This window comes from Trichocoleus sp. FACHB-262, assembly GCF_014696035.1.
Lineage (GTDB): Bacteria > Cyanobacteriota > Cyanobacteriia > FACHB-46 > FACHB-46 > Trichocoleus.
Window position 1 is genome coordinate 21,332 of record NZ_JACJPK010000101.1, and the last position, 14,926, is coordinate 36,257.

A 14,926-nucleotide genomic window follows, 5' to 3' on the forward strand; every position below is an offset into this window, starting at 1 on the left:
AACTCCTACAATGACCTCAACTCAAAAAAGAAATTCTACTTCTGTGCGTCCCAAAGCCAGTGTCCCACCCATTGTGCTCTTGTTAATAGGTTTAGGAGTAGTCACAGGTATCTCCTGGCTAAAGGGGAACATCTTTTCTCCATCATCCCAGTCGCTCAATGCAGGTGTTCTCAAAGACCGCATGAGTCTGGGTAATAAGCTCTTGATTGAGGCAGATGCGACACCAGAGAAACGCGCCGGAGTTGCAGCTTTTGCCAAAGGAGATTTTGAAGGCGCGATCGCCCAATTTGAGGCTTCTCTCCGAAAGCGCCAAAATGACCCAGAAACGCTGATCTACTTGAACAATGCCCGTGTTGATGACACAGCGCTCCGAATTGCCGTGGGTGTTCCGATTGGGAGCAACCTGAATGTAGCTCAGGAGATGTTGCGCGGGGTTGCCCAAGCCCAGGATGAAGTGAATCGAAATGGTGGTATTAATGGCGTGCCGCTACAGGTTGAAATTGTCAACGATGAGAACAATCCGGAAATTGTGAAGCAGGTGGCGACAGAGTTGGTAAAAGACTCACGCATTCTCGCCGTGGTAGGACATAACGCTAGTAATGCTTCTTTGGTCGCTGCGCCGATCTACCAACAGGGACAACTGGTGATGGTGACTCCGACTAGCTTTGCCAATAATCTCTCTGGGTTTGGCAGTTATGTCTTTCGCGCTGTTCCTACAACTCGGTTAATGGCGGAACCTCTGGCGCAATATGTAGTTGGCACCACTCGCAAAACTAATATTGCTGTGTGCTATGACTCCCAAGCCCCAGACAATGTCTCCTTTAAAGATGAGTTTGTGGCAGCTTTGGTGGCTCAGGGCGGCAAACTCGTGCCGACGGTTTGTGACTTCTCTACTCCGAACTTTAACCCGACCACGGCGATCGCTCAAGCGGTTAGTAGTGGGGCTGAGGGGCTGTTAGTTTCTCCCCACATTGATCGGCTCGATCGCGCAATCGAGTTAGCCAGAGCCAACCAGGGCAGGCTCGCATTATTGGGTAGCCCAACTTTATACACAATCAAAACTCCGCAGTCTGGTCAAGCCGATATGAATGGATTAGTCCTACCTGTGCCTTGGCATCCGACTGCTTTTGCCGACCATCCATTTGCAATTAATGCAAAGTATCGATGGGGAGGAGCGGTCAATTGGCGAACAGCAATGGCCTATGATGCCAGTCGTGCCATTATCAAGGGTTTAGAGGAGGATAAAACTCGGAGTGGCTTGCAGAACGTTTTGCGGAGTCCAGCGTTTTCGGCTTCTGGAGCCGGAGATCCGGTGAAGTTTCTGCCATCGGGCGATCGCTTGGGTCAAGCGGTGTTGGTGAAAGTTCAACCTAGTGGCTCTGGCTATGATTTTGTGCCCATTCGTCCGTAAACGTTGTGCTTAGTGAAGTGGTAGGAGATTGAAATTTTGCCCTTTGATTACTCAAGTAGGTTGTGGGGTTGTGAAGATGAAAGCTTCTTCAGAGACCAAGAGCTTAAACCGCTTCGTCAACAGGGCCCACATTGCGTTGCGACATCCTTAGCAATTCTGACTAGCTCTACGCCGGAGAACTTTCAAGGGAGCATCAATACTCAAGATCCGGTTTCTTGGTCTAAAGCATTACGCTCTTGGAACATGAAACTAGCCTACTGTCCCACGGATGTCAGACGGGTGGCTTTCTACTTGCCAGAGTTAGTCAAGCTGGATGATCTGTTCACCATCAGTTACTACCTGGCAAGAGATAGCGGCAACATTTTGGCAGATCCCAATGAGCAGGGATGGGTTTGTAGTTCTCATGTGGTAGTGCTACATCGGGGACACGTCTTGGACCCAGCATCCGGAACAAGGACAGATGCCCTGACACATCATTTGAATAATTGCCATACGAAGCGGATCTTTAGAGTGGTCCCCGTCAATCATCCACGCGGATTATAGTTTCATACCCAAACGAGTGATCTAACATCTCTACTCACATCAGCTTGCATGATTCATCCCATTCTCGACCCCACTAACCGCATGGATGAAATCGATCAACAACTGCGCCAATTGGTGATGGCTGCTTGTGGTCAGCCGCGAGGGAGCCTGGAGCGTCAACGAGCCTTAAACCAGCTGATTTGGCAGATTCAGCGCTCTGGCAAACTACTCCGAGGCATTGGTGTCCCTGATTATGAAGATGCCCTCCAGCAAACGTGGCTCTACTGCTGTCGCAATCTCTGTGAAGCACTAACTGGTAACGCTTACGACCCAGAGCTAGCCAGTGTGATTACTTGGCTCAATGCCTATCTCAAGCGACGGTTGAGCGATCGCCAGCGGGAAGTGTTTCAACAACAGGCAGAACGGGCGTTTGGTCAGCTTGCCGAGACGGGGGAAGTAATTAATCCGATCGACACTCTCCCTGCTCCTGCCAATCCGCCACCGATCCTAGAAGAGATTCGGGAATGGGTAGAGCGAGAAGGCAGACAACTCCGGCGAATTCATGTGCGCGATCGCCCCGATATCAACTGCGAAGTGCTGATTCTACGCCGCTTACCACCAGAAACTGCTTGGGAAGCGCTATCTCAGGAGTTTGGTGTGGCGATCGCCACCTTGAGTAACTTTTATCAACGAGAGTGTTTTCCTCGCTTGCTCAAGTTTGGACAAACGCAAGGATATTTAGATTCATAGATCGTTTCAGTATCGTTTCGATTGCCGCATTCAACCTCCTTACCCATGATTGACTCCACCCAAGACCTCACGATTACGCTGCCAATTCCTGCCTCTGCTCGCCAAGTGGCGCAACAATTTGCTCAAGCCCAGCCCACTCCAGAGAAAGCGGCTCAAGTTTATCGCAATACGCTGGCTGTGTTGGTGCTGCGAGATTATTTACAAATGCTCGACGTGCCTACCAATCTGGGGGCAAGCTATAGCTGGAATCCGATCGCTCGTCTCTGTGCAGATGTATCTGACCTGGAAATTGCGGGAGTGGGACGTTTGGAATGCCGTTCTATCCAAATGGGCGATCGCAGTTGCTCCATGCCGCCGGAAGTATGGCAAGACCGGATTGGTTATGTAGTGGTGCAGTTAGATGAAGCTTGCCGTGCTGGCACCCTATTGGGATTTGTCCCTAGTGTCACTACTACTCTGCTGCCACTCGCACAACTGCAATCTTTAGATGCCCTACTGTTGCGCTTGCATCAGCCTGCTCCTGCTGTTGTGCAACTAGGCCAGTGGTTTAATCAGGTCTTTGAACCGCAGTGGCAGGCGATCGCGGCTTGGCTAGAGAACCGAGACACCAATTATGCGATGGCTTTTCGGGCTAGACAGGTAAAAGGTATGACCATCGATACGCCGGAAGCAGTGAAACACTTGGTTGAACAGTTGTATGCCCATCAGGCTGAGCAAGAACCAGAACGTTCTACACTAAGTACCGCTAATTTGGGTGTTATTCCTGCCTTGACCCAACTGCTGCAAACCACGCAAGACGAAGAAATCCGTTGGACTGCAGCTGAGCTATTGTGGACGCTTGATCCTGACCATCCTGCCGCCGGAGTCAGACGCATCACAGACTTAGGCATTCACCTGGCGGGCCATGCGATCGCCTTGATGGTGGCGATTCTGCCCAAACCAGAACAAAAAGTGGCGGTACTCTTGCGGGTTTACCCGATGGCAGGTCAAGCTTATTTACCACCCGAATTGCAATTGGTAGGCTTAGATGCTGAAGGACAGGCGTTTTTGACCACCCAAGCTAGACGTAAAGATGACTATATTCAGTTGAAGTTTACCGCTGACCTAGGAGAACGATTTAGTGTGAGAATTGCTCTAGAGCCAGCTAGCATCGTGGAAAATTTTGTGGTTTAGCGTTGTTTGGCGGGCGATCGTAAGACGGAAAAAAGATTGTGAGCAAGTTGGTCGTCTTCAAGTTTGGTGAGGGCAGTTTTTCACAGGGATTTCCTGTGACGCTGCAAATTGGTGACGATGGCCAAGCATCTGCGATCGAGGTCAGAGGGAGATTTCCGGCTGCTCCAGATATTCCTCAGCTATATCAGCAGTGGCAACACCTCTACTATCGGCTGGGAGGCATGCGAATTGAAGTGCCTCCTGCCCAAGTCACTAATGTCTCCACCGTGACCGAGTGCGACCAAGCCGCGCAGAAATTACGAGCCAGCTTAATCCACTGGTGGAGCCAAGCCAGTGTGCGAGATTTGCGGGAGCAGGTCCAAGAAGAGGTACAGCGGCATGAGGCGGCGCGGGTAATTGTACAGACTCAAGATCTCCTCTTACGCAAGTTACCTTGGCATCTGTGGGCCTTATTTGAACGTCGTCCTGGCGCTGAAATGGCGCTCTGTGCCGATTACGCACCTCCTTCCCCACCGCTGCACAGCCCAGTTAGAATTCTTGCGGTATTGGGTAACAGTGAAGGTATTGATGTCCAAGCCGATCGGGCGGTGCTAGAGCAGTTGCCAGGAGCCAAGGTGACTTTGCTAGAGAAACCCCGTCGCCAGCAACTCAGTGAGCAGTTGTGGAGCCAGCCGTGGGACATTTTGTTTTTTGCGGGACATAGTTCTAGTGAGGAACGCGGTCAGATCCAAATTAATGACACCGAAACCCTCTCCCTAGATCAGCTCCGTTACGCCTTAAAAGCAGCAGTTCGCAACAATCTGAAGCTGGCCATTTTCAATTCTTGCGATGGCTTGGAACTGGCTCGACATCTGGCAGATTTAGGCATTCCGCAGGTGATTGTGATGCGGGAACCTGTGCCCGATCCAGTAGCTCAGGCATTCTTGCGCTATTTCCTGCAAGCTTTTGCCCAGGGTCAGTCGCTATATCTATCTGTGCGTCAAGCGAGAGAACAGCTACAAGGAATGGAAGGAGACTTCCCTTGTGCTTCTTGGTTGCCTGTGCTTTGCCAAAATCCAGTGGAGTCTCCTTTGGCCTGGCCTGTGGTTAGAAAACCCTATCGTCTTGCCAAAACATTGTTTGGAGGGGCGATCGCGGCTCTCTGCACAGGTATGTTACAGCCAACTCCCCCCTTGCCAACACCTTGGGCCAACCGTATCAGCTTGGGCGACAAGATTTTGGTTCGGGCGATCGCCACCCCCACTAAAGAAGCAGGCGTTAAAGCATTCCGCACCAAACAATTCAGTTCGGCAGCGCAGCAGTTTCAAGCCTCGCTTCAGCAACAACATAACGATCCAGAAACCTTAATCTACTTAAATAATGCTCGCATCGCTAACCAGGCAGCAGTCAGAATTGGGGTTAGTGTGCCGATTGGTAGCAATCTGAATGTCGCTCAGGAGATTCTTCGGGGAGTGGCTCAAGCCCAGGATGAGATCAATCGCCAAGGTGGTCTGCGGGGACAACTCTTGCAGGTAGCGATCGCGGATGATGAGAACCAACCCGCAATCGCCCGTCAGATTGCCACAGCACTGGTGAAGGATACTCAGACCATAGCCGTGGTGGGACATAACGCCAGTGATGCTTCTGTGGCAGCCGCTCCCATTTATGACGAGGGAGAACTGGTGATGCTGTCCCCCACTAGTTTTTCTGACAAACTCTCCTCTAGCGGCAAATATATTTTTCGCATGGTGCCCAGCATTCGCTTCATTGCCGATGCATTGGCCCGCTACACCATCAAAAATGACTATAAGGTCAAAATTGCCATCTGTTCTGATACGGCGGCTGTGGATAATGAATCTTTTCGCAATCAATTTACGGCAGCGGTTTTTGCCGATGGGGGACAGTTTATCAATGTTCCGTGTGACTTCTCCGCTCCTGACTTTAATGCTGAAACCGCGATCGCCACCATCATCAGTAGCGGAGCCGATAGTATTCTCCTCGCTCCCCATGTCGATCGCATCAATAAAGCTGTGGAGATGGCACGCGCCAACCAAGGGCGTTTAACTTTATTCGGCAGCCCAACGCTATATACCTCCCAAACCCTCCAGGCTGGACAGAACACAGTCAATGGCTTGGTGTTGCCTGTGCCTTGGCATCCCACACCACGGGCTAAACACTCTTTTCTCCGCGAAGCTCAGCAACTTTGGGGCGGCTCGGTAAACTGGCGTACTGCTATGTCCTACGATGCAACTAAAACCGTATACATGGGATTACAACATCAACAGACTCGCAAAGGTTTAAGAGATACTCTCAGAAGCCCAGATTTTCTACTGGAGGGAGCTAGCGGCGTAATTCAATTTCTGCCTTCTGGGGAGCGCCGAATTGTCCCAGGCATTGGGGTATTAGTAAAAGTACAACCTAGTACTAAAGCTCCTCTGCGTTACGAGTTTGCGCTTCTCAAGCCATAACTTCCAAATGCTAATTGCTGCTTGGCAATGACCTGCGATCGCGATAGAAGTGTTGAATCAACAGAATCAGCGCTGCCAAGTAGGCTACAAGAGTTGCGATGTAACCAATGCCGAATTGAGCACCCAATGAGTGCATCGTGACCGCAAATATCGTTAAATGGATCAGCCCAAACAGAGCGGCAGTGATGCCAATGACAGGCTTGTACGCTCCCAATGGAATGAGCAACGCTCCCAGCACGACAATCCAGTTAGGAATGGCATAAATTCCCAATCGGAATCCTCCTTGCCAAGCCGTGAATGTATCACTAGGACCCAGCATAAAGGCACCATTGGCGACTCCTAGCTTTGCAGGTAAGTTCAAGTTCTCAGGTGGAGGGATATTAGGATCTATGAGTGAAGCAGATTGCAACGAAGCCCAAGGCAAAAAGGAAGCCGCTAAAATTACTGCGCTCAGCAAGAGTAAAGTTGTTAGCACTGTAAGTCGCATCGAATTTCGGCGTTAGATGAAGCTGACTGGCAGGGACAGAGCAGTTATCAGGTTAGTCATTTATCATGAAGTAAGGTAAAGCGTATCTCAAAAAGTAGGGTTAAAACTCATGGCGTTATTTGGATTTGGCAAAAAGCTGAGCTTGCCCACGCCAGCAGAAGCCTTACCAGGACGGGCAGAACCCATGTCAGTTCCGGAAAAGCACTTTGTTAATGGCAACCCCTTGCAGCCACCTTACCCCGCTGGGCTAGAAGTGGCAATGTTTGGTATGGGATGCTTCTGGGGTGCAGAGCGGAAGTTTTGGCAGCTACCAGGTGTGTTCACTACAGCCGTGGGCTATGCTGCTGGCGTGACCCCAAACCCCACTTACCAGGAAGTTTGCTCTGGTATGACTGGGCACAATGAAGTGGTGCAAGTGGTGTTTGACCCTAAGCAAATCAGCTATGAGGCTCTGCTGAAGGTATTTTGGGAGAACCACAATCCTACCCAAGGCATGCGCCAAGGCAATGATTCTGGAACTCAATATCGCTCTGGAATTTATGTGTATTCGGAGCAGCAACATAAATTGGCGGAAACTTCGCGGGATGCTTACCAACTAGGCTTAAGCAAAGCAGGTTATGGAACCATCACGACAGAGATTATTGAAGCTCCAGAGTTTTACTACGCAGAAAGCTACCATCAGCAATATTTGGCGAAAAACCCTAACGGTTATTGCGGCTTGGGTGGGACTAATGTCTGCTTGCCAGACGTGATTCAAGCTTAGGGCAAGACTCTAAAGTTCTACGCAGTTTTGCGATCGCTGGCAGCACTAACCCTGCCAGCTTTGTTGTTTTTTGCTGCCCTAATTTATTGGCGTATATCGGCGCGATCGCCCATTTTTTCAGGGAAGCTCTGGAGGCAGTTGCCCCCAGAAGTTTAGTGCTATTCCCAACCCAGAGGCGGTTCAATTAAAGATTGATCAGATTTGCCAACCGTTACTCCTGGCTTATCCACAATTTTGACTGTGGTTGCCTGTGGCCCCTCTTCTCCGTCTTCCACAAAGAAACGCACACCTGTGCCAATTTCCAGGCGATCGAAATCGTCGTGGAGGACGCTATTGCGGTGGAAGTAGATATCTTGACCATCCAGAGTTTTGATAAAACCGTATCCTTCTTCCCGAAAGATTTTGTTGACTAAGGCAGTCGTCTCATAGGGTTCTTGGTTTTGAGACTTATCACTTTCGTGCTGACGTTTGGTGAGTTTGCTTAGTTGGCGACGTGCGGCGCTGAAAGCATCCCGAATCACAGTATCGAGTTCAACGTATTGGGTTTCTTCTCCAGGGTTAGAGTCAGCGACTAATTCATGCCCAGGAGGTACAGTCATATCAATACGGACTCGGTAAGGAGAACCGCTACGAGGGCGATCGTGAATTTTCTCTACAGCAATATGACAACTACTGATGTGGTCACAAACTTCTTCTAATTTGGCAACCTTTTCATGAATGAGAGCATCGATCGCGGCTGTTTTCTCAACATCACGATAGGTAACTTCTAAAGGAACTTTCATATTGGTCTCTCCAATGATTAGGCACTTCAGGCTTGGAGTAGAAATTGAAGCCCTCCTGAATAGGGGAGGACTTATATTTCTACTAAAACCAGAAATGCTCGAAAATGAAGCTATGACCTCAGACAACCCTACGCCACTTCCACAACAGTATGCGTGGAGCTAGCTAAATTATCTCGGTCAAAGGCACTGAAGTCAGAGCTAAAGCTGGATTTGAAATACTGCTTTCGATCATGCTATGCGGCGATCGCTGCGGCGGATTCTATCGCAATACAGAAATCAAAACTCAGTTGTGCCTCTAACGGCTTAGGCAGCTTGACTGAGGCGGTTGTAGGGTCAAGCGCTAAGCCGAGACTGACTAACCCCCAACGGGCGATCGCGTTTTACCAGTGCCCACTTCAAGTTCCGTTTACAGCAAGGTCAGGCTGTGCTGCTCTAGCCAGTCAAAGATTTGATCTAATTGGCTTAAAGTGACTAAACCGTATTGCCAAAGCACCATTGGCAACAGGCTAGGAGATTCTGAGTGTTGCCAAGCTAGCATGACGGCAGCAGCAGGAATCGCCAAATCCTCTTGCAAAAATCGCATGAATGATTGATTTCTAACTTCCATCGTCCTCACCCTGTGGTTGGTTTGCAGTTACAGCTCTGCCGACAACTCGTTTACAACCTGCACTCGACGTTGCTTCAAAGCATGAAGTAAACGGTCAATCGTGCATTGCTCCTCTGCGCTCATGTCGTTGCTCAGAAGGGCTGCCAGGATGCCATAGCGATCGGCTAAGGTGATCTTGCCAGAGCTGCTGACTTGAGCAAATAGTTCGGAGAGAGCAGAGGGCAAGAGGTTAACAGGAGGCATCGTGACGTTCAGGAACTCGCTACTGTTAATATCCAATTTTTCTCAGCAAATTCCAGTGATAGACCAAGCTCAGCCTTGTGATAGTTGGGGTCTGATCAAGTGACGAGTGTCACGCGATCAGGTAGAGCGAGCTAACAGGAATCCTCCTACCCCAAAGCCAAAGATGTTCGGTAGCCAAGCTGCCATGACAGGGGAAAAAACTCCTGCTTGCCCCAGCGCTGCCGTGAGAAACGCCAATGTGTAGTAGACAAAGATAATCAAAACGCTGAGGCCGAAGCCTGTAGCTCGGTTGGTGCGGCCTGGTTTAGCGCCTAACACCGCACCAATCAGACCAAAGACCACGCAAACAAAAGGAAAAGCATATTTGCGCTGAATCTGTACCCTCAGCTTTCGTAGAGTTTGCTCATCCGCACTTTGATTGAGCAAAGAAAGATATCGTTGCGCCTCCGCAATGTTCATCTCGTTACTGTCTTTATTCCACATTGCAAGATCAAGAGGGGTACGGGCGATCGCGAAAGGTTGCTGCTGAAATTCTTGAATGCCGCTGTAAGAACCATCAGGAGCAACGGCATAGATAGTGCCCTCAAAAAAATCCCAAGCGCTTTGAGTAGGATTCCAGAGAGCAGATTTGGCTGACACAATTTGTTGTAAGTTTTTTTGATTAAACGTCAGCACCGTCAGGTTGATCATGCGCTGACCATCGAATTGTTTGGCGTAAAACAACTGCGATAGAGCCTGTTCTGTTTTGCCATCTGGTCGCTGGATGTCGCTAAATTCTCTGTAGAAGATATCGCGTTCTTGAAACGAGGGGCGATCTTTTCTCAGGGTTTGATTCAGTAAGACAGAAGCTTGATAAGTGGTTTGTGGAGCGATCGCTTCATTCAGGGCAAACGTGCAGCCTGTCACCACTAAGCTCAAAATCAGTGCTGGAACTACTAACCGTCGCACACTGATGCCACAACCCCGCAACGCAATCAATTCGCTATCGGTGGCAAGGCGACCGTAAGCAATCAATGCTGCCAGCAAGGTGGACATGGGCAAGGCGTAAACAACGAACTCTGGAAGGCGCAGAAAAAAGACCTGAATCGCCAAATTCAGGGGTAGATCATCGCCTGTCACCTTGCGGACTAAATCAAACAAAGTGCCAATCGAAACCGCGATCGCCGAAAATGCCCCCACGCCAAATAGAAACGGCATGATTAGTTGACTGGTGATGTAGCGATCCATTAAGGACAAGCCACCTGTCAACCAAGTTAAAGGCCAGAAGAGAAAGCGGAAAGATTTTGTGATGCTAGTCATAGAAGCCAAAGCCCTGGCGAACAGTCGAACCGAGCTGCAACGCTAACGTTGGAAGTTGTCTCCTAGGTAGTACTGTCGCACCAAGGGATTATTGTAGAGTTCTTCGGCGTTACCAGAAGCTAAAATTTGCCCGTCCCGCATAATATAGGCGCGATCGGTAATCGCTAGGGTTTCCCGCACATTGTGGTCTGTAATCAAGATCCCCATCTGGCGATCGCGCAACCGACTGACAATTTCTTGAATTTCCGCCACTGCGATCGGGTCTACGCCTGCAAAGGGTTCATCCAGCAACAAAAATTTCGGGCCTTCTCTTCCTGCTGCCAAGGCTCTGGCGATTTCTGTGCGCCGTCGTTCGCCACCGGAAACCCTAATTCCCAAGGTGGAAGCAACTTTTTCCAAGCGGAATTCTTGTAGCAAATGGTTCAGGCGCGATCGCCACTCTCGCCGAGGAATCTTAGTTTGCTCCAGCACTAGCAAGATATTGTCCCGAACGCTCAAATGCCGAAAAATACTGGGTTCTTGCGCCAGGTAACCGATGCCCAACCGAGCGCGGGAGTGCATTGGCAAAGTGGTGATATCGCGGTTATCTAGCCAAACGCGACCTTGATTAGGTTTTTCCAATCCAGTAGCGATGTAAAACGTGGTGGTTTTTCCAGCACCATTCGGGCCGAGCAAACCGACGATTTCTCCTTGGGAAACCGACAGGCTAACCCGATTGACGATTGTGCGTTTGCCGTAGGACTTGTGAATATTCTCCAGAACAATCTTCAACGATTTACTCCCAGCCTAGCTGCATCGCAGACCAATCGGCCTTGATGGTATCAAAGATGAGTGGCCTGAGGCTACTTCCACTGAGTAAACCCCTAAGATCCAGGTTTCGCATTAAAAAGGTGGGTTCGCTAAAGCGGGTGGAGTTGCTGGGGTTGATGCTGGGTCAGCCACAATATAAATCGACTCTACTTGTTTGCTAGTCTGAGGCAAAGCCACAAAGCGGCCTTCGTCAATCAGATACGTAATATTTTCGCCCCGTAGGCTATTGCCTTGCTGCAAAACGTACACATTGCCACTCAGGACAATCCGGCGTTCGCGGCTAAAGTATTGAGCCTGAGCCGAAGTTGCCTGAATTTGGCGAGCAGGGTAAGTAATTTGCACATTGCCACGGGCCGTAACTACACCCGTTTTGGCATTGGCCTCTTGCACATCAGAGCGCAGGGTTAAGGCGCGGCCTGGAGCAGTTTGGGCGTCAGCGCTTTTGAGCGTAGCGGGTAGAGCGATCGCGGCTAGGGTGGCAGGAACCAGTAAAGCCGCAGCGAGGCGACGGCTAGTAGAACGGGACAGTCGGGAGAAAGGCAGCATAGGTCGTACAAGTTCAGAGGGCAAAACAGTAACCGGGTCAGACCTCAGGCTGGAAGAGAGGCAAAATCTCTGTAGGTAGTTTACCGAATCCTGGTGCCTAGTTCAGGAGAAAGTACGAGCAACTGAGGTAGAAACTTTGACGATGCTTGTCCCCTGGAAGTTTCGCAGCCGCTAACCTCTGTCATTTATACCTGCGAGTATCAAGATGGGGCAACTAAAACAATTTGGGGCCAACAAGGTGCGGGCTGGGTTTCAGAGAGAGCGATCGCCTCCCCACCCTGATTCGCTTGCAACTGCTGTCTCAAACTTTCCACGTTTTCTGGGCCTAGGGCTTGAAGTTGCTGCAACAAGGTGGCACTTTGCTCCAGTAAATGCGTCACCTCAATGCCGCCATAAGTCGGTTGGTAATCTCTTAGACGATTCATGCCCTCACCTAGCAGGATCGCTGCGCCGCGCCAATTGAGGTTTGACAAATGATAGCAAGCCACCGCAATCTGCAAGATGCCTTGGTAGAACCGCCGTAGGGGATCAACTTCCTCTAGCCACAGCGCTTCTAGAGTGTCATGACAGGCATAAAACTCGCCTTGATTGAACTGCTCCACTGCCTGCCAAAACTCTGGTGGCATGGTTTCACTCATAAAGCCTTCCTGACGCAGCTTCCTCAGCTTAAGCCGAGAGGCTGCTTCTAACCACAGCTAGCTCATCCATCGAAATTTCCTGCTGTTGACCCGCAAAGTCATTATCGCGCTGTAAAAATAGCATGCAATGACATTCTTGGCGCTCCCGCATGGGTACGCAAGGGCAATTCCAGAACGTCGCATTCACCTCTGCCTCTTTGTCTTCGTAGTGCCGACAGGGGCAAAGGGGACAACCCAATTGATCTTTATGCTTGGCTAAACCCTCAATTACCACAGCCGTCACAGACAGATCAACACAAAAGTAGGTGTTGGTGCGCTTGGCATAGGTTTCGGCAAAGTTCCGCATCGCTTCCAAGTTCTTTTCACTCGCGAGGGTGCCGTTTTCAGATGAGTTCATAGGGCAAGCTCTTCCATACAAGCGTATTCCCGCATTGTATCGCAGCACTTCTCTGGGCTAAAGGAAACCAAAACTTAGATAACTCGACTGATAACTCATAACTCCTAGCTTCTAACTTCTGGCCCTGGCTCTTGGCTCTTGCTTTCTGAATACAAACGTTGTAACTGCGATTGCAACTGAGTTTGTAAAGATTTATCTGATTGGATCACTAAGCCAGGAAACTCTAGGTCGCTACTGGCTACTAAATGAGGCTTTTGGTTTGTGGGTGGCCACAAAAGCCAACGGCTACCGGGCGGCAAGGTATTCAGGCTTTGGGGATTTTGGGTCAGCCAAACCATGGACAACTCAGGTAAACTCTCTGCCCGCACTTCTTCGCCAGCGTAGGTACCCGCTAATGCCTCTAAAACCGAGCGATCGCCTTGGAGCAACCCTGTACCCGCCGTCCACAACTTCACATGAGTATCCCGGTGGGCCATGTAGAAATACAGCGACGCTGCCGCAATCACCGCTTGTTCAAAATCATCGGCTTGCCAAGTCCCCGCACTATCTAGGCAAATGACAATCTCTTCTCCACCTGTAAAAACTTCTAACTCCCGCACCCGAAATTCACCATAACGAGCGCTCGTCCGCCAATGAATTAGGCGAATCGGATCACCCCAACGGTAAGGTCGTAAAGCCCGAGTAATCCCTTCTGTAGCGTTTTGGGAGCGGCGGCTACTGTGAAACTTGGGGCTGTTCTCTCGCCCAATTTCATCGATTAACGGACAAGCTGTGAGGGGTAAAACCGTAGGATAAACGATCGCGGCTGCTTTGACAGTTCGCTCCCGCCGACACCAAAACAATCCCAAAGGTGCAGCAGTGCGGAGTTGTAAATTGTGCCAACGATACACCCCCCGCTTCTCAGTCGGCTGGAAGTAAGTCCAACGGTAAGTTTTTCGAGGTGGAATCGCTTCCACGACCGTTGCCGCAGGTTTCGCCAAGCGATAGGGCAGCAAATCCCGAACTTGCAGCAGTGTTTTAGCTTGGGCGGTGCGGTTTTCCAGGTCTAGCTCAATGGTGAGGTCACTCCCCACACTGACCGGATTAATGGGGCGACGAGTTACCTGAATGCCTCGCAGCGATCGCTCTGGCAAAATGGCCGCGACCCCTAGCAGCGCCACGATCACCCCGCTCATCACGTATAACCAACCAGACAGGGTATTGGTGCCCGCTGCAAAGAAGAAAATGGCCAGCCCTGCTAGGAGCCAACCACTGTAGGAGGGCGTGACCCAATGCGTTTCTAGCCAGTCAGCGATTCGCTTGCCAAGGTTCATAGTGGATGCCTATCCTGAAGCCAAACCGTTCGTCGGAGTTGGCTCCAGTCTAGACCAAGCGATCGCAGACTTGAAAGCCCTTAAGGTAGGGCAGGCGATTCTACGGGGGTTGTTAGCGGGGTAAAGCGAGGAGGTAGGCTGGCATCTTGTGGAATGAAGTTGGGGGCAAAATCGACGACTGGGTCACCAGCATCCAGACAGGTTGCCATTGCATTGGTTGGGGTGAGGTCGTCAACCCGGCGGCTCAATCCCACGACACAGTCTGCAAAGCGCTTAGGTAGCAAACTACGGCGGCAAGTATCCAATACTTCTGGGAGGGCGGGGTTTTCAGTCTCGCGATTGATGTCTACCACGCAACTGGCAAGTTCTAGAGGCCGTCGCACTTGGCGGCAAGTCAAGAGAGCATCCAGACCTGCGACTGACGTTTGGCGGGTAATCCGCTCCACACAGTTGGCCAGATCTCTGGGACGGAGTACCTCTCCACAAGCCTCAGCCACAATGGGGGGATCAATCCCCGCATCTAATAAGTTAGCGGCACAAGTTTCGTATTCATTACGCTGAGTTTGAAACAAGAAAGCAGCAGCAGGGTCTGGAGGTATGGCAAGAACCAATAACCCAGCGATCGCCAGGGGTGCCCCAGACAAACGGAGTAAGTAGCGCGGAAGATCGATGTGACGCATAACAGCTACTAGAAGGAGAGCAACAAAATCAACTAATAATCAACAAGCGAAGCTGCGG

The 14,926-nt window shown here is 50.5% G+C and carries 17 protein-coding genes; 6 read left to right on the top strand and 11 right to left on the bottom strand.

Annotated features, from left to right (window positions below):
• Positions 1–10: 10 nt before the first annotated feature.
• The 5 genes from H6F68_RS24275 to H6F68_RS24295 all read left to right on the top strand — a co-directional run bounded on the left by H6F68_RS24275 (position 11) and on the right by H6F68_RS24295 (position 6,303).
• On the top strand, positions 11–1,411 hold the full coding sequence (locus H6F68_RS24275) for an ABC transporter substrate-binding protein (protein WP_190563008.1): 1,401 nt from the start codon (positions 11–13) through the stop codon (positions 1,409–1,411).
• Positions 1,412–1,654: 243 nt separating this feature from the next.
• Entirely contained in the window at positions 1,655–1,954 is a 300-nt protein-coding gene (locus H6F68_RS24280) for a hypothetical protein (RefSeq protein WP_190563010.1), read from the top strand.
• A 48-nt stretch (positions 1,955–2,002) separates the two neighbouring features.
• Positions 2,003–2,683: a sigma-70 family RNA polymerase sigma factor gene (locus H6F68_RS24285; RefSeq protein WP_199300310.1), complete on the top strand. Its 681-nt coding sequence runs from the start codon at positions 2,003–2,005 to the stop codon at positions 2,681–2,683.
• Positions 2,684–2,728: 45 nt separating this feature from the next.
• Positions 2,729–3,856, top strand: a complete 1,128-nt coding sequence (locus tag H6F68_RS24290; protein ID WP_190563012.1) for a DUF1822 family protein — start codon at positions 2,729–2,731, stop codon at positions 3,854–3,856.
• Between the two features lie 38 nt (positions 3,857–3,894).
• Complete coding sequence (locus H6F68_RS24295; RefSeq protein WP_190563014.1) at positions 3,895–6,303, top strand: ABC transporter substrate-binding protein; 2,409 nt, start codon at positions 3,895–3,897, stop codon at positions 6,301–6,303.
• 10 nt (positions 6,304–6,313) lie between these two features.
• Here H6F68_RS24295 and H6F68_RS24300 read toward each other — a convergent pair whose 3' ends face one another.
• The gene (locus tag H6F68_RS24300) at positions 6,314–6,790 is read right to left on the bottom strand and encodes a hypothetical protein (protein ID WP_190563016.1); all 477 of its coding nucleotides are present in this window, start codon (positions 6,788–6,790) and stop codon (positions 6,314–6,316) included.
• Between the two features lie 109 nt (positions 6,791–6,899).
• Here H6F68_RS24300 and msrA point away from each other — a divergent pair, with 109 nt between their 5' ends.
• On the top strand, positions 6,900–7,553 hold the full coding sequence (msrA, locus tag H6F68_RS24305; RefSeq protein ID WP_190563018.1) for a peptide-methionine (S)-S-oxide reductase MsrA: 654 nt from the start codon (positions 6,900–6,902) through the stop codon (positions 7,551–7,553).
• Between the two features lie 158 nt (positions 7,554–7,711).
• Here the strand turns inward: msrA and H6F68_RS24310 are convergent, their stop codons facing one another.
• The 10 genes from H6F68_RS24310 to H6F68_RS24355 form a co-directional block, all read right to left on the bottom strand.
• A complete protein-coding gene (locus tag H6F68_RS24310) occupies positions 7,712–8,335 on the bottom strand; it encodes an HPF/RaiA family ribosome-associated protein (RefSeq protein WP_190435547.1) in 624 nt (207 codons plus the stop codon).
• 406 nt (positions 8,336–8,741) lie between these two features.
• Positions 8,742–8,918 (bottom strand): DUF2949 domain-containing protein, encoded by a 177-nt coding sequence (locus H6F68_RS24315; RefSeq protein ID WP_313930230.1) that lies wholly within the window; start codon positions 8,916–8,918, stop codon positions 8,742–8,744.
• A 51-nt stretch (positions 8,919–8,969) separates the two neighbouring features.
• The gene (locus H6F68_RS24320; protein WP_190563022.1) at positions 8,970–9,185 is read right to left on the bottom strand and encodes a hypothetical protein; all 216 of its coding nucleotides are present in this window, start codon (positions 9,183–9,185) and stop codon (positions 8,970–8,972) included.
• Between the two features lie 117 nt (positions 9,186–9,302).
• Positions 9,303–10,484: an LptF/LptG family permease gene (locus tag H6F68_RS24325; RefSeq protein WP_242065642.1), complete on the bottom strand. Its 1,182-nt coding sequence runs from the start codon at positions 10,482–10,484 to the stop codon at positions 9,303–9,305.
• Positions 10,485–10,526: 42 nt separating this feature from the next.
• Positions 10,527–11,255 (bottom strand): LPS export ABC transporter ATP-binding protein, encoded by a 729-nt coding sequence (gene lptB, locus H6F68_RS24330; protein WP_190435564.1) that lies wholly within the window; start codon positions 11,253–11,255, stop codon positions 10,527–10,529.
• A gap of 111 nt (positions 11,256–11,366) precedes the next feature.
• Positions 11,367–11,840: an LptA/OstA family protein gene (locus H6F68_RS24335; RefSeq protein ID WP_190563024.1), complete on the bottom strand. Its 474-nt coding sequence runs from the start codon at positions 11,838–11,840 to the stop codon at positions 11,367–11,369.
• Between the two features lie 200 nt (positions 11,841–12,040).
• Positions 12,041–12,478 (bottom strand): DUF309 domain-containing protein, encoded by a 438-nt coding sequence (locus H6F68_RS24340; RefSeq protein ID WP_190563026.1) that lies wholly within the window; start codon positions 12,476–12,478, stop codon positions 12,041–12,043.
• Positions 12,479–12,506: 28 nt separating this feature from the next.
• Positions 12,507–12,875: a ferredoxin thioredoxin reductase catalytic beta subunit gene (locus tag H6F68_RS24345; RefSeq protein WP_190553283.1), complete on the bottom strand. Its 369-nt coding sequence runs from the start codon at positions 12,873–12,875 to the stop codon at positions 12,507–12,509.
• A gap of 104 nt (positions 12,876–12,979) precedes the next feature.
• Positions 12,980–14,188, bottom strand: a complete 1,209-nt coding sequence (locus H6F68_RS24350; RefSeq protein ID WP_190563028.1) for a DUF58 domain-containing protein — start codon at positions 14,186–14,188, stop codon at positions 12,980–12,982.
• 80 nt (positions 14,189–14,268) lie between these two features.
• The gene (locus H6F68_RS24355) at positions 14,269–14,868 is read right to left on the bottom strand and encodes a hypothetical protein (protein WP_190435579.1); all 600 of its coding nucleotides are present in this window, start codon (positions 14,866–14,868) and stop codon (positions 14,269–14,271) included.
• Between the last annotated feature and the right edge of the window lie 58 nt (positions 14,869–14,926).

Bases quoted from the DNA above. Each gene is read 5' to 3' on its own strand.
- H6F68_RS24275 (WP_190563008.1), top strand. From the start codon at position 11: ATGACCTCAACTCAAAAAAGAAATTCTACTTCTGTGCGTCCCAAAGCC.
- H6F68_RS24280 (WP_190563010.1), top strand. From the start codon at position 1,655: ATGAAACTAGCCTACTGTCCCACGGATGTCAGACGGGTGGCTTTCTAC.
- H6F68_RS24285 (WP_199300310.1), top strand. From the start codon at position 2,003: ATGATTCATCCCATTCTCGACCCCACTAACCGCATGGATGAAATCGAT.
- H6F68_RS24290 (WP_190563012.1), top strand. From the start codon at position 2,729: ATGATTGACTCCACCCAAGACCTCACGATTACGCTGCCAATTCCTGCC.
- H6F68_RS24300 (WP_190563016.1), bottom strand. From the start codon at position 6,790: ATGCGACTTACAGTGCTAACAACTTTACTCTTGCTGAGCGCAGTAATT.
- msrA (WP_190563018.1), top strand. From the start codon at position 6,900: ATGGCGTTATTTGGATTTGGCAAAAAGCTGAGCTTGCCCACGCCAGCA.
- H6F68_RS24310 (WP_190435547.1), bottom strand. From the start codon at position 8,335: ATGAAAGTTCCTTTAGAAGTTACCTATCGTGATGTTGAGAAAACAGCC.
- H6F68_RS24315 (WP_313930230.1), bottom strand. From the start codon at position 8,918: ATGCGATTTTTGCAAGAGGATTTGGCGATTCCTGCTGCTGCCGTCATG.
- H6F68_RS24320 (WP_190563022.1), bottom strand. From the start codon at position 9,185: ATGCCTCCTGTTAACCTCTTGCCCTCTGCTCTCTCCGAACTATTTGCT.
- H6F68_RS24325 (WP_242065642.1), bottom strand. From the start codon at position 10,484: ATGACTAGCATCACAAAATCTTTCCGCTTTCTCTTCTGGCCTTTAACT.
- H6F68_RS24335 (WP_190563024.1), bottom strand. From the start codon at position 11,840: ATGCTGCCTTTCTCCCGACTGTCCCGTTCTACTAGCCGTCGCCTCGCT.
- H6F68_RS24340 (WP_190563026.1), bottom strand. From the start codon at position 12,478: ATGAGTGAAACCATGCCACCAGAGTTTTGGCAGGCAGTGGAGCAGTTC.
- H6F68_RS24345 (WP_190553283.1), bottom strand. From the start codon at position 12,875: ATGAACTCATCTGAAAACGGCACCCTCGCGAGTGAAAAGAACTTGGAA.
- H6F68_RS24350 (WP_190563028.1), bottom strand. From the start codon at position 14,188: ATGAACCTTGGCAAGCGAATCGCTGACTGGCTAGAAACGCATTGGGTC.
- H6F68_RS24355 (WP_190435579.1), bottom strand. From the start codon at position 14,868: ATGCGTCACATCGATCTTCCGCGCTACTTACTCCGTTTGTCTGGGGCA.